The organism is Butyrivibrio sp. AE2015 (assembly GCF_000420825.1).
GTDB lineage: Bacteria > Bacillota > Clostridia > Lachnospirales > Lachnospiraceae > Butyrivibrio.
On the sequence record NZ_ATVR01000007.1, the window covers coordinates 43,796 to 69,668 of the forward strand.

19 protein-coding genes and 1 tRNA gene are annotated in these 25,873 nt (G+C 38.6%); 17 read left to right on the plus strand and 3 right to left on the minus strand.

Translation table 11 applies throughout. The features are described 5' to 3' along the window. Positions 1–23 precede the first annotated feature (23 nt). The 5 genes from G585_RS0105355 to G585_RS0105375 are packed head-to-tail and all read left to right on the plus strand — an operon-like array spanning position 24 to position 7,181. A complete protein-coding gene (locus tag G585_RS0105355) occupies positions 24–926 on the plus strand; it encodes a carbohydrate ABC transporter permease (RefSeq protein ID WP_051142962.1) in 903 nt (300 codons plus the stop codon). A gap of 6 nt (positions 927–932) precedes the next feature. Next, a complete protein-coding gene (locus G585_RS0105360; protein WP_022773515.1) occupies positions 933–1,847 on the plus strand; it encodes a carbohydrate ABC transporter permease in 915 nt (304 codons plus the stop codon). Between the two features lie 39 nt (positions 1,848–1,886). Continuing rightward, complete coding sequence (locus tag G585_RS0105365; protein WP_022773516.1) at positions 1,887–3,428, plus strand: HlyD family efflux transporter periplasmic adaptor subunit; 1,542 nt, start codon at positions 1,887–1,889, stop codon at positions 3,426–3,428. Continuing rightward, positions 3,428–4,660, plus strand: coding sequence for an ABC transporter permease (locus tag G585_RS0105370; RefSeq protein WP_022773517.1), 1,233 nt, complete (start codon positions 3,428–3,430; stop codon positions 4,658–4,660). The genes G585_RS0105365 and G585_RS0105370 overlap by 1 nt, the downstream gene beginning before the upstream one ends. A 13-nt stretch (positions 4,661–4,673) precedes the next feature. After that, positions 4,674–7,181 (plus strand): ABC transporter substrate-binding protein, encoded by a 2,508-nt coding sequence (locus G585_RS0105375; RefSeq protein WP_022773519.1) that lies wholly within the window; start codon positions 4,674–4,676, stop codon positions 7,179–7,181. Between the two features lie 175 nt (positions 7,182–7,356). On the opposite strand, the gene G585_RS0105380 is transcribed toward G585_RS0105375, so the two are convergent. After that, positions 7,357–7,427, minus strand: a tRNA-Gly gene (locus G585_RS0105380). A gap of 129 nt (positions 7,428–7,556) precedes the next feature. Between G585_RS0105380 and mscL the strand changes: the two genes are divergently transcribed. The 3 genes from mscL (at position 7,557) to G585_RS17215 (ending at position 9,897) form a co-directional block, all read left to right on the plus strand. Next, positions 7,557–8,039 (plus strand): large conductance mechanosensitive channel protein MscL, encoded by a 483-nt coding sequence (gene mscL, locus G585_RS0105385; protein ID WP_022773520.1) that lies wholly within the window; start codon positions 7,557–7,559, stop codon positions 8,037–8,039. A 116-nt stretch (positions 8,040–8,155) separates the two neighbouring features. Next, positions 8,156–9,244: a tRNA 2-thiouridine(34) synthase MnmA gene (mnmA, locus tag G585_RS0105390; RefSeq protein WP_022773521.1), complete on the plus strand. Its 1,089-nt coding sequence runs from the start codon at positions 8,156–8,158 to the stop codon at positions 9,242–9,244. A 158-nt stretch (positions 9,245–9,402) separates the two neighbouring features. Further along, positions 9,403–9,897, plus strand: a complete 495-nt coding sequence (locus G585_RS17215) for a DUF2798 domain-containing protein (protein ID WP_022773523.1) — start codon at positions 9,403–9,405, stop codon at positions 9,895–9,897. Positions 9,898–9,952: 55 nt separating this feature from the next. Here G585_RS17215 and G585_RS0105400 read toward each other — a convergent pair whose 3' ends face one another. Both G585_RS0105400 and uxaC read right to left on the minus strand, forming a co-directional pair. Next, positions 9,953–10,975 carry a LacI family DNA-binding transcriptional regulator gene (locus G585_RS0105400; RefSeq protein ID WP_022773524.1) on the minus strand — a complete coding sequence of 341 codons (1,023 nt, stop codon included), beginning with the start codon at positions 10,973–10,975 and terminating at the stop codon, positions 9,953–9,955. A 4-nt stretch (positions 10,976–10,979) separates the two neighbouring features. Next, on the minus strand, positions 10,980–12,398 hold the full coding sequence (uxaC, locus tag G585_RS0105405; protein WP_022773525.1) for a glucuronate isomerase: 1,419 nt from the start codon (positions 12,396–12,398) through the stop codon (positions 10,980–10,982). Positions 12,399–12,641: 243 nt separating this feature from the next. On the opposite strand from uxaC, the gene G585_RS0105410 reads away from it, so the two are divergent. The 9 genes from G585_RS0105410 (at position 12,642) to G585_RS0105450 (ending at position 25,866) form a co-directional block, all read left to right on the plus strand. Beyond that, on the plus strand, positions 12,642–14,144 hold the full coding sequence (locus G585_RS0105410; protein WP_026663803.1) for a UxaA family hydrolase: 1,503 nt from the start codon (positions 12,642–12,644) through the stop codon (positions 14,142–14,144). A 339-nt stretch (positions 14,145–14,483) separates the two neighbouring features. Further along, entirely contained in the window at positions 14,484–16,172 is a 1,689-nt protein-coding gene (locus G585_RS0105415; protein ID WP_022773528.1) for a hypothetical protein, read from the plus strand. 161 nt (positions 16,173–16,333) lie between these two features. After that, positions 16,334–17,290 (plus strand): ABC transporter permease, encoded by a 957-nt coding sequence (locus tag G585_RS0105420; RefSeq protein WP_022773530.1) that lies wholly within the window; start codon positions 16,334–16,336, stop codon positions 17,288–17,290. Between the two features lie 12 nt (positions 17,291–17,302). Further along, a complete protein-coding gene (locus G585_RS0105425) occupies positions 17,303–18,178 on the plus strand; it encodes a carbohydrate ABC transporter permease (protein WP_022773531.1) in 876 nt (291 codons plus the stop codon). A 124-nt stretch (positions 18,179–18,302) separates the two neighbouring features. Next, entirely contained in the window at positions 18,303–19,025 is a 723-nt protein-coding gene (locus tag G585_RS17220; RefSeq protein WP_022773532.1) for a rhamnogalacturonan acetylesterase, read from the plus strand. Between the two features lie 22 nt (positions 19,026–19,047). Further along, the gene (locus G585_RS0105435; protein WP_022773534.1) at positions 19,048–20,730 is read left to right on the plus strand and encodes a glycoside hydrolase family 43 protein; all 1,683 of its coding nucleotides are present in this window, start codon (positions 19,048–19,050) and stop codon (positions 20,728–20,730) included. A 15-nt stretch (positions 20,731–20,745) separates the two neighbouring features. Continuing rightward, a complete protein-coding gene (locus G585_RS17225) occupies positions 20,746–22,743 on the plus strand; it encodes a family 43 glycosylhydrolase (protein WP_022773535.1) in 1,998 nt (665 codons plus the stop codon). Positions 22,744–22,814: 71 nt separating this feature from the next. Next, positions 22,815–23,663, plus strand: coding sequence for a sugar phosphate isomerase/epimerase family protein (locus G585_RS0105445; protein WP_022773537.1), 849 nt, complete (start codon positions 22,815–22,817; stop codon positions 23,661–23,663). A gap of 208 nt (positions 23,664–23,871) precedes the next feature. Next, positions 23,872–25,866: a methyl-accepting chemotaxis protein gene (locus G585_RS0105450; protein ID WP_034481341.1), complete on the plus strand. Its 1,995-nt coding sequence runs from the start codon at positions 23,872–23,874 to the stop codon at positions 25,864–25,866. Positions 25,867–25,873: the final 7 nt, after the last annotated feature.

A 25,873-nucleotide genomic window follows, 5' to 3' on the forward strand; every position in this document is an offset into this window, starting at 1 on the left:
TTGTGTTTAAGTTTTGTGTTAGGGTGAGGAGAAAATTACAAAGATTATTCAAAGGGGAGCTTTCTTCAAATGAGCGAAAGAGCCTTGTATCATGGCTCTTTCTTGCTCCGTCATTATTGGGAGTTATGCTGTTTTTTGTGGCTCCCTTTGGAGTTGTTATCTATTATTCTTTGATAAATAATCCCATTCAAAAGAATTTTGTAGGTTTTGCTAATTATATAAACGTCTGGAACAATGGTGCCTTTAAGCTGGCGGGGATAAATACCTTCAAGTTTTCGCTTGTGGCAGTTCCCCTTGCGGTTTTATTATCTCTCTTTTTAGCTGCAGTAATGGAAGCCAGGATACCCTTTAAAAGCTATTTCAGGTCATTCTTTTTAAGTCCTTTAATGGTTCCGACAGCATCTGTTGTTCTTATATGGCAGGTAATGTTTCACTATAACGGCCTTATAAATAATTTCACTGCTGTTTTTGGTGCAGACAAGGTTGACTGGCTTAAATCAGATAAGGCACAGGTTGTTATCATAGCTCTTTTCCTATGGAAAAATCTTGGCTATAACATGATCCTGTTTATGTCGGCCCTTGCGAGTATTCCCAAAGAGCTTTTAGAAGTGGCATCTCTAGAGAATGCATCCAAATTCCAGGTGTTCTGGCTTATAAAAGTGAGATATATGTCATCATCGATACTGTTTGTGACAATAATGTCCCTCATAAACTCTTTTAAGGTTTTCAGAGAGATATATCTTATGACGGGCGATTATCCGGTGGATTCGCTATATATGCTGCAACATTTTATGAACAATACATTTGCTTCTCTGGATTACCAAAAGCTATCTGCTGCAGCGATAATAATGTTTATAGTAGTAACGGGTCTTGTATACATCATGTATGCTGTTGAGAACTACTACGGAAAGGATGTAGAAGGGTAAGACAGCATGAACATGTTACAAAAAATGTATAGGAAAAAGAGGCGTATAGATAATTTTAAGACCGCGCTGGTAACGATTGCAGCTTTTGCATTTGCGATTATTTTCCTTATGCCTATCATACTGACAATCACTAATTCATTTATGTCATCGTCAGAGATAAATGCCAACTACGGTTCGATCTTTGCAACGACTCAAAAGGGCGGAAAAATATTTATTTCCAAGACTGTTAATCTGAAATTCATTCCGGATATGGTCACATTTGCCCAGTACTTTACGGTTTTATTTAAGAGTCCGCAGTATCTTTTGAAGTTTTGGAACTCCATCATATATGTCGTTCCGATAGTAGGTATTCAGCTTGGAATTGCGACTTTGGCAGCATATGGATTTTCGAGATATGACAGCAGAGTTAAAAGAGCTATCTTTTTTGCCTATATAATAATGATGCTTATGCCTTATCAGGTTACGCTTGTTCCAAATTTTCTGGTTTCAAAGGCCATAGGAATATATGGGACAAGGTGGTCTATATGGCTTCCGGGATTCTTTTCACCATTTGCGGTATATCTTTTGACCAAATTTATGCGTAGGATTCCCACGGAAGTATTGGAGGCTGCCTCAATAGATGGGGCAGGTGAGTGGTACATTTTCTCAAGGATCAACATGCCATTATGTAAAGGAGGAATTGCTTCAATTGCTATACTTGTATTTTTTGATTATTGGAATATGGTTGAACAGCCTCTTATTCTTTTGGGTGATCCGGATCTTCATCCGCTTTCTGTATTTCTTTCTAAGATAAATACAGGTGAAATCAGTCTTGCTTTTGCAGTTGCGGTAATTTATCTCGTGCCGCCGCTTCTTATATTTTTATATGGCGAGGATTATCTGGTAGAGGGTATATCTTACCAGGGAGGAATAAAGGGATAAGAGTTTTGCAATTATTTTAGTTACAAGGGGAGTTTTGTTATGTCAGAGAACTTTGACGAGAGAAAAGATTTAATTCAGCCAAAAAAGGAAACAAACAGAAAAGATATGGTAAAGAACGTTGCAATCGCCTTTTTGTCGGTAATGCTTGTTCTTACATTCTTTTCAAACACCATTATGAACTATACTCTGCCTCAGGTAGCGACAGTTCAGATAGAGAGCGGATCAATTAGTCCGCAGATAAGGGGAACCGGAACAGTTACTGCGGAGGACCCATATAATATCACGGTAAAAGAAACAAGAAAAATTTCAGGCGTAGCTGTTAAAGAGGGTGCTCATGTAGAAATCGGAGATATCATCTACTACCTGGAAGATAAAGAGTCGGATGAACTGGTTAAGGCAAAAGAGACACTTGACACCTTGGAGCTTGATTATGAACAGATGATGTTTTCAGGTGATGTATCAAGTGCAGTGATCTCAAATGTCAGAAATGGAAAGACAGCCTCTTATGATTCATATCAGGCTCAGGTAGGGGCAGTGCTTGATACTTATAACGCAGCCCTTTCCGCTGACAATGCGGCACAGGCAGAGCTCGATTACATAAGTAACCTGATGGATTATGAAAAGGCGGGGATTGATTACAATACAGCAACACCGGAATACCTTATCGCTCAGGCTACTTCAGATATGACTAAGGCTGCAAATAATGGAGATACCGACAGGGTTGATGAACTTGAAAACTTCATGGCAGAGCTTACAAGAGACAAGTCACAGCTTTCAACCTATAGCTCTCAGCAGGGTTACAGCTATTCACAAAAAATTTCTCAGGCAACTGAGAAAAAAGCTCAGACTGCAGCAGCTTTAAAAGAGGCAGAAAGAGTTAAGGAAGATCAGCTAAAGAGCATCAATATTGAAATATCTCTTTGCCAGAAGAGAGACAAGATAACCGAGCAAAAAGAAAAGATTGCAAAGCTTGAGGCTGAATCTGTTGGCGCATCCGTAAAGTCACCTGTTGCAGGAACAGTATCTTCTGTTAATAAAGTGGCAGGTGAGTCAACTTCTGCAGATGAGACAATCGCAGTTATTCAGGTTGACGGAAAAGATATGACAACAAGCTTTTCTGTAAGCAACTCTCAGGCGCAAAAGCTTAAGGTTGGAGATGCTGCTCAGCCACAGAATGCATGGCAGTTTAGCTCAAACTTCAAGGCTACACTCACATCTATTAAAAATGACAAGCAGGATCCGGCAGGTAAAAAGCTTCTTACCTTTAAGATCGAGAGTACAGAAGTTACACCAGGTCAGAGCATTTCCCTGGCAATCGGTGAAAGAAGTCAGGAATACGATATGATAGTACCAAACAGCGCTATCAAAACAGATACTAACGGCAAGTTTGTGCTTATTGTTAAGAGCAAATCATCACCACTTGGAAACAGATATACAGCCACAAGAGCTGATGTGACAGTTGTTGCATCTGATGACAAGAATTCAGCTATCACAGCTGCGATTGATGATTATGAATATGTCATCACAACTTCCAATAAACCTGTAAAAGCAGGAGAACAGGTAAGGCTTTCTAACGAGTAATGAAGACAAAGATTAAAGAGATACAGAATAGTTTAATACAGCTTTTTAAGAATAAAGTCTTTATCCTTGTGATCATTCTTGTTGTAGTTGACCTTCTTTTGGGAGTATACAGCAGTGCTCTTATCAGCAGACTTCCTGAACAGGCAGAAGGCCAGAGGTGGTCTGATGGGAGAAAAATGACTCAGGTCAGTGCCTTTTTTACAGAAGACCAGCTTATAGATTCGGATTACATCAGAAAGCTTGAGTATATACTTCAGGCAAAAATGAATGATGTGGGCATTATCGAAGATGATGACGATGAAGGATCAGATAGCAAAGGTCCGGTGATTATTGATACACAGACACTTGATGAGACTAATGCAGATCCTGCATTAGAGCAGGAAGTTGATGATTCAAGGCTTTATGCAAGCTGTTACAGCGCCCAGGGGATCATATCGATCACTTTTGAAAATAAAACTGCAGATAAGGTGACGGCAATAGGAACGGAAGGAGATTTCTTTCTTTTCCACCCCTTAGAACTGATATCAGGAAGCTATTATGCACCGGACGCTCTTATGAAGGACGGTATTGTTATAGATGAGGATCTTGCCTGGCAGCTTTTTGGTTCCAATGATGTCGTTGGACAGATGGTAATGATCGGCCAGGTGCCCCATTATGTTTCAGGTGTTGTAAAAAGAGAAGAAGGCAAAATGCGAAAGGCTTCAGGCCAAAATGCCAGTATAGCCTATATTTCATATGACAGCCTGTGTAAGTATGGAACAATACTAAGCGGGCGTACAGAAAGTGCAGAGATTGCAGAGGATGGTACTACGGCTAGTAAAGGTGGTATAAATTGCTACGAAGTGGTAATGCCCGGACCTGTTGATGGAATAGTTGCTCAGATTGTAAAGGAAAGTGCAGCTTTGGATGATGCATATATTTCAGTCATTGATAACACTGAGAGATTTTCGTTTTTTGCCCTCCTTAATGTGATAATGTCCTATGGGACAAGGAGTATGTGGAACAAGGCTATTTTTTTCCCTTATTGGGAAAATCTGGCCAGAGGTTATGAGGATATTTTGGCAACGCTTCTTTTGATCAGACTTATATGCAGAACTATTGTAGTTGTTATTATTGTTCTGTTTATCATCAGATCTTACAGAAATAAGAAATGGACTGTAAGAGGAATATTTAATGATCTAATGGAAAAGAAATATGATTATGAGGTAAGACGAGCTCAAAAGAAGTTATGAGAGGAGAGATGTTATGAAAAGAAAAGTTTTATTTAAAAAGACCGGAGCGATAGCATTATCAATGGTTATGGCTATTGGAATGCTCGCCGGCTGCGGAAAAGAGAAAAGTGGTTCAGATGATAGTCTTTTAAATGAGGCAGCATCCGGTTCCAAAGATTATGTTTTTAAGATTGAAGATATGGGCGTTGATATTGACGGCAACAATATTTCAACAGTAAAAATTGCAGGAGACAAGGTTTATGCTGTTGATTATTACGGAGCAGATGGAAAAGGCGTTGCGGTTAATTCTTTTAACTACGATGGTTCAGGTTTAAATACAGTTTATCTTCCTAACAGTAACGGAGAGAGCTATAGCCGTTTTAGTTTTGATAAGGACGGAAATATTTATGCGCTTTTAGAGATCTATCATTGGGAAGATGATGGCGAGATGCATATAATGGATGAAGAGGAGAGCTCTAATGAAGCATCTAAGGAGTCCTCCCTTGAAACTGAAGTATCTACAGAGAATACAAGTAGCGAAGCATCGAGTGAGAATGTTTCTGCGGAGGGTGTTTTATCACAGGAAGCTTCAATTGATGGATCATCTGCAGATTCATCTTCAGACGATGATTTAGACAAAATGCAGGTTTCATATGATTCTTCTGCAGAAATGTATGATTCTTCTCAGGAAGAAAGATACCTTGTGAAATATGATGCCCAGGGAAATATGCTCTATAAATATGACATCAATAAAGACCTTGCTGAAGGCGATTATCTCCAGATATATGGAATGGTTTATTCAGAAAAGTATGGTCTTTTGCTAAATGATGGCCGTGGTATTGAGAAATTTGATGAAAATAACGGCTTTACTCTTGTTTATGATACAAGTAAGTCAACTGAATACAAAGACTCATATCTTGAGCTCTATCAGGGCTTTAATGGAAATATTTTCCTTGCAGGGTATGGAAATGATGGCTATTTAATTGCACCTATCGATGTAGAAAAAGGAGAAATAGGACAAAAATCAGCAGCTCTTGAGCGTTACAATAGCATGACAGTATTTGAAGGTAATGGATATGATCTGTATATCAGTACAGAATCAGCAATTTATGGTTATGACTTTAAGGCAGATAAGATTACCAAATTGCTTGACTATGTTGATTCCGATCTTTCAGCAACCTATTCGATCAGCGCAGCAGCAGCTATCAGCGACACAGAGTTTTTAGCTGTACTTCCTGATTTTGAGTATAATTATTCTCTTGAAAGACTTGTTAAAGTTCCTACTGATCAGGTAAAAGATAAGCAGGTGATCACTCTTGGGGGATCATTCATTGATTATACTGTAAGGCAGGCTGCTGTTAAGTTTAATCAGGAAAACCAGGATTATAAGATAAAGCTTGTAGACTATTCTGTATATAACACAGAAGATAACTGGAACGAGGGGACTAATAGATTTAATCTCGACATTGTTTCAGGTAATATTCCGGACATTATGACATTTGACAATGATTCACCAGTTGATAGCTTCATCAATAAGGGACTTTTCCTTGATCTTAATAGTTTTGTAAAAAATGACCCGGATCTTTCAAATACTGAATTTATTGATTCTGTTATGGATGCATTTAAGACGGGAGATAAGATGTATCTTATGGTCCCTGGGTTCAGCATTGCAACTGTAGCTATGAAGACTTCGCTTACTCAGGGCAAAAATGTACTATCTGTTGATGATATAGAAAAAATGATAGCCGACATGGGAATCAGCTATGATCTTGTCTGTGGACCGCAGAACCGTCAGGAAATGATGAACTACGGAATTGCTTTTTCAGGAAATAAGTTTATTGATTGGGAAAATAAGAAATGCAATTTCACAGATGAGAACTTCATAAAGCTTTTGGAATTCACCAAGAATTTCCCGGAGCAATACAATGAGTCACTTTGGGAGAGAAATCTTGACGATATTTACAGGTCAAATGAAGCAATTTTGAGTTTGACAGGTATTTATGGATTTGATCAGTATAAGAGATTGAAATATGGACAGTTTGGTGAGGATATTTCATTTGTTGGATTCCCTAATGAAAAAGGTGAGAACTATTCTACAATTGCCCCAAATACGACAATTGCAGTAAGTGCCAGAACAAAGAATGCAGAAGGAATATGGCAGTTCCTTAGAACATTTTACCTTGAGGAATATCAGGATAGCCTGGACTTTGATTTCCCTGTAAGAAAGTCCAGCTTTGATAAAAAAGCAAAAGAAGCAACAGAAGTAAAATATTATACAAATGATGATGGGACAAAGGAAGAAGAGGCAGAATACTATTGGATTGGTGATCAGGAGATCAAGCTTCCTCCGCTAACTCAGGAAGATGTTAAGTTTATAGAGGACTTTATCAACAGTTTGCATGAACCAATTACTTATAATGAGAGCGTTAACAACATCATTATGGAAGAAGCTTCTGCTTTCTTTAGCGGACAGAAGAGTGCTGATGAGGTGGCAAATATCATACAGAGCAGACTTTCAATATATGTAAATGAAAATTCATGATCAAACGATGCATATGAGGATTGCGAAGGTGTAGTAGCTTAAATCAAGCGATGCATATGAGGATTGCTTCGCAATCCTCATCCGCGCGTTCGCGCGGTATAATAAAAAGGGCAAATAAATATATTCATGTAAACATGAAAATTTACTTGCCCTTTTTATTGCATCGTTTGATATAAGCAGGATACGGGAATCGAACCCGCCTCCTTAGCTTGGGAAGCTAATATACTACCGATGTACTAATCCTGCATTGTGTGTCACACAACTATTATATTTTACTTTTATTGGCGCACAATTTCAAGTGGGCAAGGCAAATTTTTAGTGCTATAATTTCAATTAGGTAACTAAAATTTTTAGTATTGTATGGGAGAAAACAAAATGACAGAGGATATTAAAAAAGTTGCAGGCAAGGGGAAGAGCCTTGCAGGGGAATTTCGTGAGTTTATAATGCGTGGTAATGTAATGGATATGGCTGTCGGTGTTATCATAGGCGGCGCTTTCCAGAAGATCATAACATCACTTGTAGATGATATTATCATGCCGGTAATAAGCCTTTTGACAGGTGGAATAGACTTCAACAACATGTTTGTAAGTCTTGATGGAACAAGCTATGCAACACTTGAAGCTGCAAAGGAGGCTGGTGCTGCAACTCTTAACTATGGAACATTCATTACTGTAGTTATCAATTTTGTATTGATGGCTTTTGTTATTTTCCTTCTTGTTAAGTTTATGAACTCTGTAAGTAATAAGATCAAAAAGGAAGAGGAGGAAGCTGCTCCTACAACTAAGATCTGCCCTCGCTGTAAGAGTGAGATCAATATCGAGGCAAGCAGATGCCCTCACTGCACATCTGAGCTTTAAATTTGAATTGTCTTTTTGATAAAAATGTTGTATTGTAGCCCTTGTACATTGTTGTATAAGGGCTATTTCTTTATAATATAAGTAAGATTTCGAGTTTTTGGATAGGAAAAGAATTTATGACAAGCAGTAATTTAAGTAAAAAAGCATTAATAGCTATGAGCGGCGGAGTTGATTCAAGTGTAGCGGCTGCGCTTATGGTAGATAAGGGATATGACTGTATGGGCTGTACTATGCGCCTGTATGAGAATGATATGGTAGGAAAAGACCTTTTTGATACTTGCTGCAGTCTGGCGGATACTCAGGATGCAAGAGCAGTGTGTGACAGACTGGGGATTGATTACCAGATTTATCATTATGAAGCTGAGTTCAGAGAGAATGTTATAGAACCCTTTGTATGCAGCTATGAGAGAGGAGAGACACCTAATCCCTGTATCAGATGCAACAAGTATCTGAAATTCGATATCCTTTACCAAAAGGGAAGAGAAATGGGCTTTGACTACATTGTCACTGGTCATTACGCAAGGATAGAAGAGAAAGATGGTCATTTTTATCTGCTTAAGGCCAAGGATTTAAATAAAGATCAGAGCTATGTGCTCTATGATCTTACTGAAGAGCAGCTTTCACATACATTTTTCCCCCTTGGTGAGTACACCAAGACTGAGGCGAGAGGAATTGCTGAGGGAAAAGAGTTTGTTACATCTCATAAGAGTGAAAGCCAGGATATATGTTTTGTGCCTGACGGTGACTATGAAGCTATGATAAAGCGCTATAGAGGAAAAGAGTATCCAAAGGGCAATTTTGTTGATGTAAACGGAAATGTCTTGGGGCAGCACAAAGGAATTATAGGATATACGATAGGGCAGAGACGCGGCCTTGGAATCCCTGATAAAAAGAGATTATATGTAACAAAACTTGATGTTCAGAATAATCAGGTTGTTCTCGGTGACAATGAGGATCTGTTTAAGAGAGAAGTTCACATAAGAGATTTTCATTGGATAACAGGTGAGGCTCCTGAAAATGAGTTTAGATGCAGTGCCAAGATCAGGTACAGACACAAGGAACAGCCAGGAATTTGCTGCATAAATAATGATGGCAGTGCCATATTTACTTTTGATGAACCTCAAAGAGCTATAACTCCGGGACAATCTGCTGTTTTATATGATGGAGATTATGTTCTTGGCGGTGGAATTATTTCAAATATTTAAAAAAACACTTACATGATACCTTGAAATCTGTTATAATCGAAAATCGCTGAAAAAAAGATTTGAAGATTTCAAGGTATTATTGGAAACGCACATCCTTTGCCGGGTGATAACGAACAACACAGAGGTCTTCCCGTTTAAGAAAGAGAGGAACTTATTCTATGTTACCACAGAGCAAATTACAGGATGTGTTTTTTACTGCCTTAATGGCATTCGTTATGGTATATGCCATGATCGTTTACAACATTTCAATGAGTGTAGGCGGACTTCAAAACTTTGTATTCCTTGCGGCATTTAGTGAGATTATTATCATGTGGCCTATAGCTGTAATACTTGAGCTTTTATTTGTTGGAAAGCTTGCTCAGATTCTTGCTTTTAGATTTGTAACTCCTGGTGAGGATCCAATGATCATGATCATACTTGCTATTTCATCAATGTCTGTATGCCTTATGTGCCCACTTATGAGCCTTGCAGCAACAATTCTTTTCAAGAATGCAGGCAGTGAATTTATTAGCGTATGGCTTCAGACAACAGCTTTTAATTTCCCAATGGCACTTTGCTGGCAGATTTTCTTTGCAGGCCCACTTGTGAGAAATGTATTTGGGGCTATTATGAAAACATTCTTTAAGGGTAATAAAGCAGAAAAAGCTGCTTGATAGCACTCGAAAATAAAAAATAACCTCAGCATAGAATTATGCTGAGGTTATTTTTTTATAGTTTTGTGGATCCTCGCTCAATAAGTTCACCGGAGAAAATAGTTTTCTGAGGCATTTCATTTTGAGAAAGGGTTCCAATAAGGGTCTTAACAAGCTGTATGCACATATCTTCAAGACGATTATCGATAGAAGAGATAGGAGGTTCTGAGCAATGAGTAAGGATGGAATTGTTATATCCAATGATCTGAAGCTCTGCTGGAACCTTGATCTTATTTGCTCTTGCAAAATTCATTGCACCAACAGCTAAAAAGTCATCACTTGCTATAATTCCATCGAATTTCACACCCTTTAAATAGAGCTTTTCAATAAAGTTCTTAACTCCGTCTATATCTTCATTTGATCCCTTGAAACACTGAAGTAGCTCTTTTTTTACTGCTATATCATGAGACAACAGAGCGCTCTGATATCCGGCAAGCTTTTTTAATCCTGAATATGAATTGCTGTTGTAAAGGTAAAGGATGTTCCTGAGGCCTGCATTGAGCATCTTCTCTGTGGCATCCTGTGTTGCTTTATAATCATCACATAATGTGCAATACACATTATTGCAGTCGTAATCAGCATTAAGAAGCATTATGGGGACAGAAGCGGCAGCATCGTTGACATACATGTTGTCTTCGGGATTATTCATGATAAAGTTTGAACCGACCATTACGACACTGTCTACATGCTGTGAGAGTAGAAGATTAAGGGATTCTTTTCTGGAATCCATCTCATATCCGGTACAGCAAAGAACAGAATTATAACCATTTTCTCTCAGGTTTTGCTCAATATAGTATAAAGCCTTTGCCAGGTAAAGGTCAGAAGCGTCAGCGCATAAAATGCCGATTGTTTTCATTGAATTAAGGCCGAGACCTCTGGCGAAAGCATTTGGTTTATAGCCGTATTGTTCAATTATATCCATGACTTTTTTGCGTGTCTTTGGCTTAACGTTGGTGCTACCGTTTAAAACCCTTGAAACGGTAGCAATAGAAACGCCGGCCTTTTTGGATATGTCATAAATAGTCATCTGGTTGCTCATAGAATTATCTCGTTTCTAAAGGAAATTTGAAGTATCTTACAGCGTTATTGTAGGAGATATCTGCAGCAATCTCTCCGAGAATATCAAGATCTGATTCAGGATACTCGCCATTCTCAACAAGGCTTCCAAGGTAATTGCAAAGGATTCTGCGGAAGTAATCATGTCTTGTGTAAGATGTAAAGCTTCTTGAATCTGTAAGCATTCCTACAAAACCTGAAAGGTTGCCGGATTCTGCAACTGATTCAAGCTGCTGTTCCATACCGAGCTTTGTATCGTTGAACCACCAAGCGCTTCCCTGCTGGATCTTGGCAACAACAGGTCCTTCGTTGAATGCATTGAGAGTAGTGTTGATGATCTTGTTATCGCTTGGATTAAGGCTGTAAAGAATAGTCTTTGGAAGAGAGTTCTTTACATGAAGAGCGTTGAGAAAATCAGCAAGCTCGCCCATTGGATAATATGCACCGATAGTATCAAAACCTGTATCAGGACCAAGCTTTTCATACATAGGAGTGTTGTTATCACGTTTGCAACCGAAGTGAAGCTGCATTACCCAATCTCTCTTTGCGATTTCTTCGCCTTCAAAGAGCATGAACGCTGTTTCGAACTTAAGATCTTCTTCATATGAAATCTCTTCACCGCGAAGTCTCTTTGCAAAGATCTCCTCGATTTCTTCATCTGAAGCAGGTCTGTACATAACATATTCAAGAGCGTGGTCTGTTACGTTACATCCCTTTGAAGCAAAGTAATCAAGTCTTACTCTGAGAGCTTCCTTAAGGGACTTGAAAGAATCAACCTTAACACCGCTTACTTCTGAAAGCTTAGCAATGTAATCTGTGAATTCAGGCTTTGTGATATTCTTAGCCTTGTCAGGTCTCCATGCTGGAAGAACCTTAACATCGAAAGTAGAGTCTTCTTTGATCTTATCGTGCCATTCGAGAGTATCAATAGGGTCATCTGTTGTGCAGATCAAAGTAACGTTAGACATTTTAATGAGCTTTCTAACGCTCATATCAGGAGACTGAAGAACCTTGTTGCAAAGATCATACACTTCCTCAGCTGTCTTTTCATTAAGAACACCGTCATAACCGAAATATTTTTTAAGTTCAAGGTGTGCCCAGTGATAGAGTGGGTTGCCTACGGCTTTACCAAGGCACTTTGCAAACATAAGGAACTTTTCCTTATCTGGAGCATCGCCTGTCATATATTTTTCATCTACGCCAAATGCACGCATAAGACGCCATTTATAATGATCTCCTCCAAGCCAAACCTGTGTGATTGTCTCAAAGTGACGATCCTCAGCGATCTCCTTTGGACTGATGTGACAATGATAATCAAGTATAGGCATGTTTTCAGCATAGTCATGATAAAGCTTTTTAGCTGGTTCAGACTGTAAAAGGAAATCCTCATCCATGAATTTCTTCATTTCATAACCCTCCTTATATAATAATTATTTTTTTGAAAAAAACATGTAAGCATTTACATAATCAAAAAATATTATACTAGAGGGCTTTTTCAAATACAATAGATAAAAAGGCATAAATTTTGATTTCTTTTATAGTTGAAAAAGTCAAAAAGCGGTTGACCAAATTGTTTATTGCGGATATGATTTATGTAAGCAGAAATGAAAGAGCTTACATCTGCATGAATGCAGGGAAAGGGTAGGGTTATGAGTAACTTTTTAAAAATTCATCCACAGGATAATGTAGTTGTTTGTCTTGAACCTATGGCTAAGGGGCAGACACTGAAACTTTCAGATAATGAGAGCATAGAAATTGCACAGGATGTTCCGGCTGGACACAAGGTTGCGATCAAAGATATCAGGAATGGAGAAAATATTATTAAGTATGGATACGCAATAGGTCATTCCACAGAAGATATAACAAAGGGAATGTGGGTTCATACACATGATGTAAAGACAAATCTTGAGGGTATACTCGAGTACAAATATGAACCAGATAAGGATTATCTTGAAAAAAGAAAATCAATGGTTGGTTCAAAGAAGGCTTCATTTAAAGGCTTTGTCAGAGCAAACGGTAAAGTTGGTATCAGAAATGAGGTTTGGATCATACCGACTGTTGGATGTGTAAACAATATTGCAACCAAGCTTGCTGAGAAGGCTAATGCTTATGTGAAGGGCAGCGTTGATGAAGTTGTGGCATTTACACATAACTATGGCTGCTCACAGACAGGTGATGATCAGGAGCACACAAGAACAATCCTTTCTGATCTTATAAATCATCCAAATGCCGGTGGCGTGCTTGTTCTGGGTCTTGGATGCGAGAACAGCAACATTGATGTGCTTAAACCATATATTGGTGAAGTTGATGACAAGAGGGTTAAGTTCCTTGTATGTCAGGAATCTGATGATGAGATGCAGGATGGACTTAACCTGTTAAAAGAGATAATCGAAGAAGCAAGTTCCGATATAAGAGAGGAAGTTGATGCTTCTAAACTCATCATAGGCCTTAAGTGCGGCGGAAGTGATGGCTTCTCAGGCATTACAGCCAATCCTTTGGTTGGAAGAATATCAGACAGGATAATTGAGTGCGGAGGAACATCAATCCTTACTGAAGTTCCTGAAATGTTCGGTGCAGAGACTATTCTTATGAATAGATGTGTTTCAGAAGAGAAATTCAATGACACAGTTAATATGATCAATGGCTTTAAGGATTACTTCACAAAGCAGGGCGAGCCTATTTATGAGAATCCATCTCCTGGAAACAAGGCAGGCGGAATCACAACTCTTGAAGATAAGTCTCTTGGTTGTACCCAGAAGTCAGGTGATTTCCCTGTTATGAACGTCCTTGAGTATGGAGAAAGAACTGACGTTACAGGACTTAATCTTCTTTGTGCACCCGGTAATGACCTTTGCGCGGCAACTGCACTTGCATCATCAGGCGCACAGATAGTTCTTTTTACAACAGGAAGAGGAACACCATTTGCATGCCCTGTTCCTACTATGAAGATAGCAAGTAACAATACTATTGCAGATAAAAAGAGTAATTGGATAGATTTTAGAGCCGGACAGATCCTTGAAGGTCGCAGTTTTGAAGAGCTTACAGATGAGCTCTTTGAAAAGATATTAAGGACAGCATCAGGAGAGAAGCTTAAGAGTGAAGAAGCAGGCTTCCATGATATGGCAATTTGGAAGAGAGGCGTGACACTTTAATACTATGGCACCGGTATCGAGCTTAGATTCAAGATGACGGATCAGTGATGATGAGTTTGAAAGAAGAAGCTTTGGAAGCGTGATTTCATTTGTGCAATTTTCACAAACGATTTCCAAAATAAAAATGAGTTAAACGTTTTTGTCAGGAATAATTGACATGTAAGCACTTACGCAAACACAGTAAAAATGGTACTTTAAAGAAAAAGTATACAATGATGTCCGAAATTCAGCATAATTCACGCTTGAAAAGGTTTCCAGTACATGATAAAGTACATATTAAGGTAAGTGAAAACGCTTACATTTAGTAAACACACAATCTATATGGGAGGAAACATTTAGATGAAAAAGAAAGTTTTATCATTACTTTTGTCAACAGCTATGGTAGCTTCTCTTGCAGCATGTGGTAGCACAAGTGCAGAGACAACAACTACTACTGAGTCTGGCGACGCAACAGCATCACAGTCTGCTGATGCAACAGCATCTACAGACACTGCAGCTGCTACAGATGAAGAGTACACACTTGAGACTCTTAACATTGTAGTAGATGGTACACTTACAGCTACAGTTGAGAATGGTCAGGATGCATTTAAGGAGCAGTGGGAGAAGGCAGTTTCTGAGAAACTTGGTCATCCAATCACACTTAATATCAACCAGCTTGATCACTCAGACTATGCTGGAACAGTATCACGTCTCCTTACAACAGGAGCACCTGGTGATCCTGATTACCCGGATGCACTTATCATGAGTGCTACAATGTTCAGACAGTATGCTCAGACAGGTCTTCTTTGGGATATGGCCGATGCATATGCAAACGCTGAATTCCAGTCACGTATCACACTTCCTTCAATCAATGAGAACATGAAGGATGAAGAAGGACACCTTTACGGTTTTGCTCCTACATACGGAAACGGATGCGTTACTTACATTAAGAAGTCATGGCTTGATGCAGTAGGAATGAAGGCAGAGGATATCAAGACTTTTGATGACTACTACAACATGCTTCTTGCATTTACAAACAACGATCCAGATGGTGATGGCTCTAAGGGAACATACGGTGTTATCGCTGCTGGTTATGGTAAGCTTGATGAAGCTCCATACATCAACTATATGCCAGAGTTCTGGCAGGGAGCTTATCCTTCATTCTATGAGAAGGATGGAGTTTGGGTTGATGGTTTCACAGAGCAGGCTACAATCGATGCACTTACAAGACTTGCAAAGGGTTATGCTGATGGCGTAATCGATCCAGATACAGAAGAAGCTGGAACAAAGCAGGCTCGTGAGAAGTGGTTCTCAGCTGAGCAGTCAACTTCAGAAGGTGTATTCACATACTGGGCTGGCACATGGCTTAGAACACTTACAGACAATATGTCTAAGCAGGGCGTAGATGATGAACTTGGTGATGACAGACTTGTACAGCTTGCTCCTATTCAGGAGATCAAGGATACATGGGGCGGATATATCAACAGAGAAGCTCCTGTTTGGGTAATCACAGATGATCAGGATGGCAGCAATGCTCGTGAGCAGGCTATCTTTGATGCTCTTCTTGAGACAATGCTTGATGGTGACACAGTTCAGACACTTTGGACATATGGTGCTGAGGATGTTCACTGGTCAACACATGCTGAAAGCTTCACAACAAATGCTGATGATCCTGAGAAGAAGAAGGATTATGAGTATGCAGAGGGTGAGTTCCACCTTAAACAGTCTCCTAATGACCCTAACACAGTATGGAAGAAGAATCACCTTGATCCAGTACTTGTTATTGCTCCTCTTACAAACGGATTCGTTGATTCTGACGAACTTGTAACAGCTGGTAACAAGTTCTTCACAGAGAACTGTGTAGATGCTCCTCAGGCAGCTTCTTGTGAGACACTTACAGAAGTTAACGAAGAGCTTGTAACAGATAAGACAACTCTTATGAACCAGGTTGTAACTGGTGAAAAGACAGCAGAAGATGCTATCGCTGAGTACCTTGAGAAGTGGGGCGATGTATCAGCTCAGATCGTAGAAGAACTTAATGCACAGTAATAGTCTTTAATTTCTTCAACAGAAGTCTATTATTCCCATCCCTTTGGGGTATAAAAAATCTTCTTAGGGATGGGATTTTTTACGAAAAAATTTACGGAAATTTGCTATAATACAATTGTAACAAAACGTAAATTATGTATATTTGAAAGGAAGAGGATGCTATGAGTAAGAAGCAAACGGTTGCTATGACATCTACAGGAGCTCCAATCAATAAAAAGCCTCTTAGTACGCGCATCAAAAATAACTTTGGTTACTACTTGATGTTCCTGCCGGTTTTATTCTTTGTAATCATAATTTACTATTGGCCAATGCTTGGTGTAAGATATGCATTTTACACATATAAGCTTAGAAATATTGAGTTTGTTGGCCTTAAGAATTTCTATACCATGTTTGCAAAGAAAGAATTCTGGACTGCATTTACAAACACATTGGAGATTTCTATTACTAAACTATTAATCACGACTTTTGCATCAGTTCTTGTTTCAGTATTTCTTAATGAAATGCACAACCTGTTTGCAAAGAAGTCTCTTCAGACTATTATTTACTTACCACACTTTATGTCCTGGGCAGTAGTTGCTGCTATATTCCAGCTGTTTTTATCAAAATCATCTACTGGTTTTGTAAACGAGACATTAAAGGCATGGGGAGTACTTAGTGAAAGCATTGACTTTTTGCATGTACAGTCAATGTGGAGACCAATATTCTATTTGATCAATATCTGGAAAGAAACAGGTTGGGGAACAGTTATCTTCCTTGCAACACTTTCCGGTATTAACCCTGAACTTTATGAGGCTGCTGATATTGATGGCGCTTCAAGACTTCAGAAAATTTGGTACGTAACTGTACCGGCACTTATGAATACGGTAATAATTGTATTGATTCTTAACCTTGCTAAGGTTCTTAACCTTTTTGAATCAGTATTTGTTTTATATAATAACCGTGTATTTGATGTATCTGATGTTATTTCAACATATGTGTACCGCCAGACTTTCCTTACAGCCATTCCGGACTATGGATATACAACAGCGGTTGGTTTGTTTAAATCAATTGTAGGCTGCTTCCTTGTTCTTGTTTGTAACTGGGCTAGTAAGAAGATTCGTGGCCGCGGTATTATTTAAGGAGGTAACATTATGGCACAGGCAAAAGCACAGGCTATGCAAGTTAAGGCAAGAAAAAATAAAGTACATGTATTTGACGTTGTCAATTATGTAGTATTTATTTTGATTGCACTTATTGTTCTTATTCCTATTTGGAAAGTATTAGTTGATTCCTTTAATGCTGTAGGTGTTTACCAGTTCAAATTATGGCCAGAAGATTTTACAGTAAATGGATATCTTACTATTTTTACAACAGTCAGATTGTACAGACCATTCCTTAATTCAGTAATTACAACAGTTTTAGGAACACTTCTTGGTCTTGTACTTTCAACTCTTGGTGGATACGTACTCACACAGACAGAGATGCCAGGTAGAAATGCAATGTCATTCTTCCTTCTTTTCACAATGATCTTCTCTGGTGGTATGATTCCTGAATACCTTGTTATGAAACAGCTTCACCTTGTAGATTCAATGTGGATCCTTGTTATCAAGCATGGTATGAATGTTTACAACCTTGTATTGATGAAGAACTTCTTTGAAGGAATTCCCGGATCTCTCTTTGAAGCTGCTAAAATTGATGGTTGCAGTCCTATGGGAATTTTCTTCAAGATAGTACTTCCTCTTTCAAAGGCAGCTCTTGCTTCAATCGGTCTTATGTATGCAGTTACAGTATGGAACGATTACAGCACAGTACAGATTTACATTACAAATCCTGATCAGGTTAACTTCCAGTATAAGCTCCGAGTTATGATCATGGATGGTGATACGCCGACGACTGCGTATAAGGTATCTCAGAATACTCTTTATTATGCAGCTATTATCTGCGCTATCCTTCCTTTCATGGCAGCTTATCCATTCCTTCAGAAGTACTTTGTACAGGGCGTTAATGTTGGAGCTGTAAAAGAGTAATTATTTTCTTTCGACATTTAGAATAGAGGATATGCTTTATGCATATCCTCTTTTTAGTTAATCGGTACAATAATGTCACAAGCGACATTATATTAAATAAAAATAATATAAAGGAGAGCGAGGTATGAGACACATATTTTGGGCAGGGGATTCAACTGTAGCCTGTAATAAGTTCAATACATATCCTCAGACCGGCATTGCGCAGGCCTTTGACAGATATACCAAGGAAGATGTTGTGATATATAACCATGCTGTAAATGGCAGAAGCACAAAGAGCTTTATAGATGAGAGCAGACTTGCTGTTATTTATGATGAAATAACAAAAGGCGATTATCTGTTTATACAGTTTGGTCATAACGATGAAAAGATAAATGATCCAACAAGATATACACAGCCACACGATGATTTTATTGTAAATCTCGGTAAATTTGTAAATGTGGCAAGAAATAAAGGGGCTTATCCGGTATTTATCACATCAGTTGAAAGAAGGCTTTTTGATGAGAATGGCAATTTAAAGCCATCTGAGCATACAGAGTATGTGAAAGGAATGAAAGAGGCAGGAGAGAAGTTTAATGTTCCTGTAGTTGATCTTTTTACAATGAGCCGCAGTTTCCTTGAAAAGACAGGGGATGAAGCTTCCAAAAAGTACTATATGAATCTTGCAGCAGGTGAAGCTGATTGGGCACCTGAAGGGAAAATAGATAATTCGCATCTGAAATATGAGGGAGCACTTCTTTATGCTGGAATGATAGCAAAGGGACTTTCTGAGCTTGATGAACCATATAGGTCACTTGTTATTGATAATCTGGCGCTTGCCAAATACTTAGATATTGAAACAAATGGTTGATTCGTCTTGTGGAGGAGAAAAAATGTCTTATTCAGATTTAGGCTCAAAATATAGAAATCCGATTATTTTTGCTGATTACAGTGATCCTGATGTCATCAGGGTGGGTGATACATATTACCTTACTGCATCAAGCTTTAACTATACACCAGGGCTTCCAATCCTTATTTCAAAGGATCTTGTTAACTGGAAGCTTGTAAATTATGCTCTTAACAATATTAAGGAAAAGAGATTTGATATTCCCCGCCATTCAGAGGGAGTATGGGCTCCGGCTATCAGATACCATGAAGGAGTGTTCTATATTTTTTACGGAATGCCTGATGAGGGATACTATGTTGTAAAAACTAAAGATCCTCTTGGAGAGTGGGATGAACCTGTGTGCCTTTTGGAAGGAAAAGGCCTTATTGACTGTTGCCCATTTTGGGATGATGACGGAAGGGCCTACATTATACATGGATATGCCAAGAGCAGGATTGGATTTAAGAGTATTCTTGGAATATTTGAAATGAGCCCTGATGGAACAAAGGCTCTTACTGAAGATCATTTTATCTTTAACGGAAATGATCCGGAACACCCTGCTGTGACTATTGAGGGACCAAAGGTATATAAAAGAGATGGATATTATCATATCTGGGCTCCGGCTGGCGGTGTTACAGATGGCTATCAGGTTGCGCTTAGAAGCAAGAACATCTATGGACCTTATGAGATAAAAGAAGTAATGCATACCGGAAATACTGTTATCAATGGACCTCATCAGGGAGCCCTGGTTGATACTGTAAATGGAGATGAATGGTTTATTCATTTTCAGGACAGAGGCCTATATGGAAGAATATGCCACCTTCAGCCTGTCACCTGGAAAGATGGATGGCCAATTATAGGTAGTAACCCGGATGAAAACGGATGCGGTGAGCCTGTTTATGAATATACTAAGCCAAATGTTTCAAACGACCTTGACCTAGAGGATACAGGGCTTTTTGCATCTGATGATTTTGAGAATGGAAAATATAATTTATCATGGCAATGGCTTGGCAATCATTATGATTCTTTTTACGGCCAGATACCTGATAAAAAAAATGGTCTAAGATTATATGCCCTTAACACAAGTTCTGAAAATGAGCCTGTTATCTGGAAAAGTGCCAATGTTCTTACACAAAAACTGATCTATCCAATGTTTGAAATGAAGATCAGGATGGATGCTTCCGGATTAAATATAGGTGACAGAGCAGGCGTATGTATGACAGGAGGCCAGTATATGGCCGCATATATCGAGAGAGTATCTGATGAGAAGTATGTAATAAAAACAATTCATTCAGAGGGAACGGATTCTGATAAAAAAGAAGTTACAGACAAAGATATCGATTTTTCAAAAATCTGCTATAATTATGAACTTGCCGCTTCAGATGCGTTAAAAGACATTACATGGACCATGACATTTTCCCACTCGGATAGTAGTTTGAAATCAGAAGATATGTATTTTCAAAATGTTCATAATCCTCTGGGAGGTGAAAATCCTAGTCTTAAAATAAAACTTAGTATTGGTGCATCAGATAATGAGAAACAGGGACTTGACCTTGGAGCCAACTATACTCCGTCAGATCATACGTGGGTTGGTGCAAAGATTGGTATTTTTGCTATTTCTAATAATATAGAGAATTCTCACCCTGGATATGCTGACTTTATTTCTGCAAATTTAGATATTTTGGTATAGGGGATAAAAATTATTATGGATGCTGGAAATATAACTATATATGATGCAGCAAAAAAAGGGGATTTTGGGCTCGTAAAATGGATCGTAGAATATTCAAGGTCAAGCCTTAATGAATATGCTAAGGGGCACAGAACTGCTCTGCATTTTGCTGCAATGTCCGGAAATTTGCAGATGTTTAAGTATCTTACAGAAAGGTGTGGCCTTGATCCACTAAAGGGTGATATAAATCTTGTAACACCCTGGGATATAGTACATGACATTGCAGAGAACGGCTCAAAAAGTGAGTATGCTGTTGTGGGTAGTATCTGCAATCAGGAGCATAAGGAAATAGAGCTTTATCTGGAAAAAAGATATGCTCATTCCTATGATGACTTTTACAGGAATCCGATAAGAGCCGGATTTTTCCCGGATCCGTCCATTTGCAGAGTCGGTGACGATTACTACATGGTCAATTCATCATTTATCTTTTTTCCATGTATCCCAATCTCACATTCAAAAGACCTGATACATTGGGAGATAATAGGCCATGCTATTACAAACCCTGACTGGGCTTATCTTGATGAACTTGAAGGTGGAAGGGGCTATTGGGCACCTGATATTTCTTTTTATGAAGGCAGATTCTATATAACAGCAACTTATAGACTTAATGATGTGGGACCGGTTTACCGCAGGCAGATAGTTGTATCTTCAGAAAAGCCGGAAGGACCATACTCCGAGCCTGTGTTCATTGATGAGGATGGAATTGATCCAAGTATCTTTAATGACGATGATGGCAGAAGGTACATGCTTCTTAACAGGGGAGCCAGGATTTTCGAACTTAGTAAAGGTGGTACAAAGAAAATATCTGAGCCCCAGCTTCTTTTCTACGGAGATAATAAAAGAGCTCCCGAGGGACCACACTTATATAAAAAAGATGGATATTATTATCTTCTCGAAGCAGAAGGCGGAACAGGCCCCGGACATATGGTAACTGTTTCAAGGAGTAGAGAACTCTTTGGAGTTTACGAACCATGCCCATATAACCCTATAATGAGACAAAAAGATCCTGATGCGCTTATTCAGCGCTGTGGACATGGTGATATGGTTGAAACTCCCGATGGCAGATGGTACATGGTCTATCTATGCGGCCGTAAAATAGGAGATGGCTACAGTATTCTTGGAAGAGAAACAGCTATTGATCCTGTTACATGGACTGCAGACGGATGGCCGATTGTTAACGACCTTAAGGGGCCATCAACCATGCAAATCAAGCCTTTTCCTGATCTTACAGGGATTTGGGACTCAACTGATATACATAGTGAAATAGATAAAGAAAAATGTAGTACCCTTCTTGAATCGGAAGAAGTAAGTATTGTCAGGAATATATCGTCATGCGGACTTCCTCTGGATTATATGACACCTCGACCATTTAAAAATGGTGATGTGAAGTATATCAAAGGAGATGATGAGAATGAGCCTTCTTTTATAATAAAGGGTAGCAAGGCTCCTATTTCGAGTGTTGACAGTAGAAATCTGGTACTTAAAAGGCAGACATCTTTTTCATTTGAATATTCTGCATACATGGAGATTCCGAAACTTTCTGAGGGCCAACATGCAGGTATTTCTGGCTACTATGATGAGAATACTTTTGTATTGTTTGGACTTATGAAAAAGGATGGTAAGTTGTTTGTCTTTTCTCAGGAACATATTGGAGATGAGGACAGATTGCTGGTATCAGATGAACCGGTTGACAGCTTGGCTAAAATGATCAGATTTTTCATGAATACTGATTACCTGAAAAGGACTTTAAGTTATGAGATTATTGGCGGGGATAAGCAAAATGCTGAAAAGACATATGGAAATGATTCTGAAGGCGTAATATTTGCTACACTTCCAGATGTATATTACCTGTGCGATGAAGGCTATAATAAAGGAAAACGCTTCACCGGAGCACTTGTTGGCATGTATGCTTATGGCGGTGAAAAAGCCCCTCTTACAGTTCGGTTCAGTAATTGCAATTATATTGACATATAAATAGTGGAATAATTGCATTTTTACGGCTAATATAGATATATGAGTTTTGCAATTATTGGAGGTTACTTAATATGATGCAGATTGGTATTAGATTTCATGATACTGTAGAGCTCCCTTTTGAAGAGAGACTTACAGAAATAAAAAAGCAGGGCTTTTCCTGTGTTCATATTGCTCTTTCCAAGGTGCCAGGCTTTACTGCAGACCCAATGGCCCTTACACCAGGATATGCAATGTACTTGAGAGATGCTTTTAGAAGAGCTGACCTTGATGTGGCTGTTCTTGGGTGTTACCTCAACCTTTCTAATCCTGATTCCGTGCAGCTTTCTGCAATTCAGGAAAAATATATGGCGCATATCCGTTTTGCCTCACTTCTTGGCTGTGGAATGGTCGGAACTGAGACGGGAGCACCAAATGTAAACTATTCTTATGATAAAGAAGCCTGCCATTCAAAAGAGGCTTTGGAAACATTTATCACTAATTTAAGACCGGTTGTAGAATATGCAGAAAAAATGGGCGTTATTGTTGCAATCGAGCCTGTTTACAGACATATTGTTTACAGCCCACAGAGAGCAAGAGAGGTTCTTGACAGAATAGGATCTCCTAATCTTCAGATCATTTATGATCCTGTTAATCTTCTCTGGACAGATAATTACGACAGAAGATATGAAGTGTTTGAAGAAGCTCATGATATTTTGGGAAAGGATATCTGCATGATTCATCTAAAGGACTGCGTTCTTACAGAAAATGGTGTAAAGAGCATGGGATGTGGCCTAGGAGAACTTGATTATTCAAGTATCGTGAAGTTTGCCCTTGATAATAAACCATTCATTCAGGCGACACTTGAAGATACAACTCCGGATGTGGCTGTTTCATCTCGTGAATGTATCGAAAAAGTAGAATATGAGTATCTGAAAAAGTGAAAAAACAGTGAACATTATTTGTTGTATCGATGAATAATCTTTTGAAACATAGATGATTCCTGGTGTAAGTAAATTACACCAGGAATCATTTTTTTATGAAAAAAAGTATATTGTTGACCTGGTGGTTACCACCGGGTTTATAAAATTCCAGCATGCAAAATGGATTTGAATTTAAGTAAAACAAGGATGTTTGAGAGGAAAAGTGAAAATGAAAAAGAAGAAAATTCAGTTTTCAAAAAATAGTGTTAAGACAAAACTTATTGCTCTTATGCTTTTAATTGCAATAATACCTTTAACAGTTGCTGTCGGGATCAGTTATGTAACTTCAACTAACAGTGCAAAAGAAGTTGCCAAGCAGAATCTTGATTGGCAGGCAAAATATATTGAATCAGAAATAGATAAGATGTTTACAAAGAGCCAGACAGCTCTTACAAGCTTTGCATCATCACCACAGACGATTGCTTTCCTTAAGGGGGAACTTACTGATGCATCTGTAGTAAAGGATCAGATGGTTGATATAAATGAGTCATTTGGTGATGACAATACGATAGTAATGTCAAATACAGAAGGTATGATGGTTCTTCGTAGTGATGACGGTGAGTTTAAGAGCATTGCTGAAAGAGATTACTTCAAGAATGCTGTTACAGGAAAACCTTATATTTCTACAATATTTGTAAGTTCAGTTACTAATACGAGAAACATCTGTATTGCAGTTCCTGTATTTGATACAGATGATAAAACAGTTATCGGTGTAGTTCACAAGACCTTTAATCCTGATGATATACATGTACTTCTGGCTGCAGAAGCTGACGAAGCATTTCTTGTAGACCAGGAAGCAACAATGGTAGCCCATTCTGATTTTGAAATCACAGCTACAGATGAGCCTCAGGTTTTCGCAAGTTCTCCATATATGACATCAGGTGAGTCAACAGGTTTTTATATTAGTACAGCAAAAGGATACCCTGTATATGTAAGCTATGTAAAGAATGCCGCTTCAGGTTATACAGTGTGTGCTGGTAAAGCTGAAAGTGAAGTTATAAATGAGGCAAGAAATGGGGCAAGACTGATCATTTTCGTAGGCCTTATTATGATAATTGCTGTTTTGGTACTTGCTATTTTTATTGCCAACAGCTTTACTAAGCCAATGTTTGAAGTAAATAAGCTCTTATCATCACTTGCAAACGGTGAGTTTATCGAAATAAATAAGTATACAAACAGAAATGATGAATTTGGCCAGATGATCAACGATTCAAATGCTGTTGTATCTAAGCTTAAGAGTATTGTAGGACATATTAAAGAGTCTTCAAGTACAGTAAATACATCTTCAGAAGAGCTTTCTGAGATGGCTAATCAGATCGCTTCAACTACAGAGAATGTTGCTGAAGCAGTTCAGGAAATCGCTACAGGCGCTTCTGAGCAGGCAAAAGAAGTTCAGGATTCTGTTGAGAATGCAGGACTTATTACAGAAGCTATTGAGGGCGTCCAGAGCTCAACTAATGATCTTAGCGATCTTGCAACAAGAATGAAAAAGGCTTCAGAGTCTTCAAGCGAGTCTCTTACAAGCTTCCATGAAGCAAGTGAAGTTATGGCAAATATGATTGTTGAGATTTCAAAGAAAATCTCAGCTACTCAGAATGCTGTTGCTGATATTAACGACAGAGTCGAGGGAATTTCAGGAATCGCAGCTCAGACAAATCTTTTGTCATTAAATGCTACTATTGAGGCTGCAAGAGCTGGAGATGCTGGAAAAGGATTTGCAGTAGTTGCTGAAGAGATCAGAAAACTTGCAGATGATTCAGAGTCTCTTGCAAAAGAAATCCATGAAGTTATGGAAACTCTTTTAACAGAATCAAAGTCAGCAGTTAAGGCTGCAAATGAGATCATAGAAGATAACAAAGTTCAGCAGGCTGCCCTTCAGGATACGATCACTTCTGTAAACGGAATGATCAGTGATATTGAAAAGACAGTTGAGAGAGTAGAGAAGATTTCTAGTGAGACAGATACTTGCGTAGCTTCTAACAAGAGTGTTTCTCACTCAATGTCATCTCTTTCAGCTATTTCAGAGGAAAATGCTGCTGCAACAGAGACAACAGGTGCTTCAGTTGAGGAGCTTTCTGCAACAGTAACAACACTTGCAGATTCAGCTTCAAATCTTAAAAACATTGCTGAAAAGCTCAACGAAGAGATCGAATTCTTTAAGTAATTGAAAA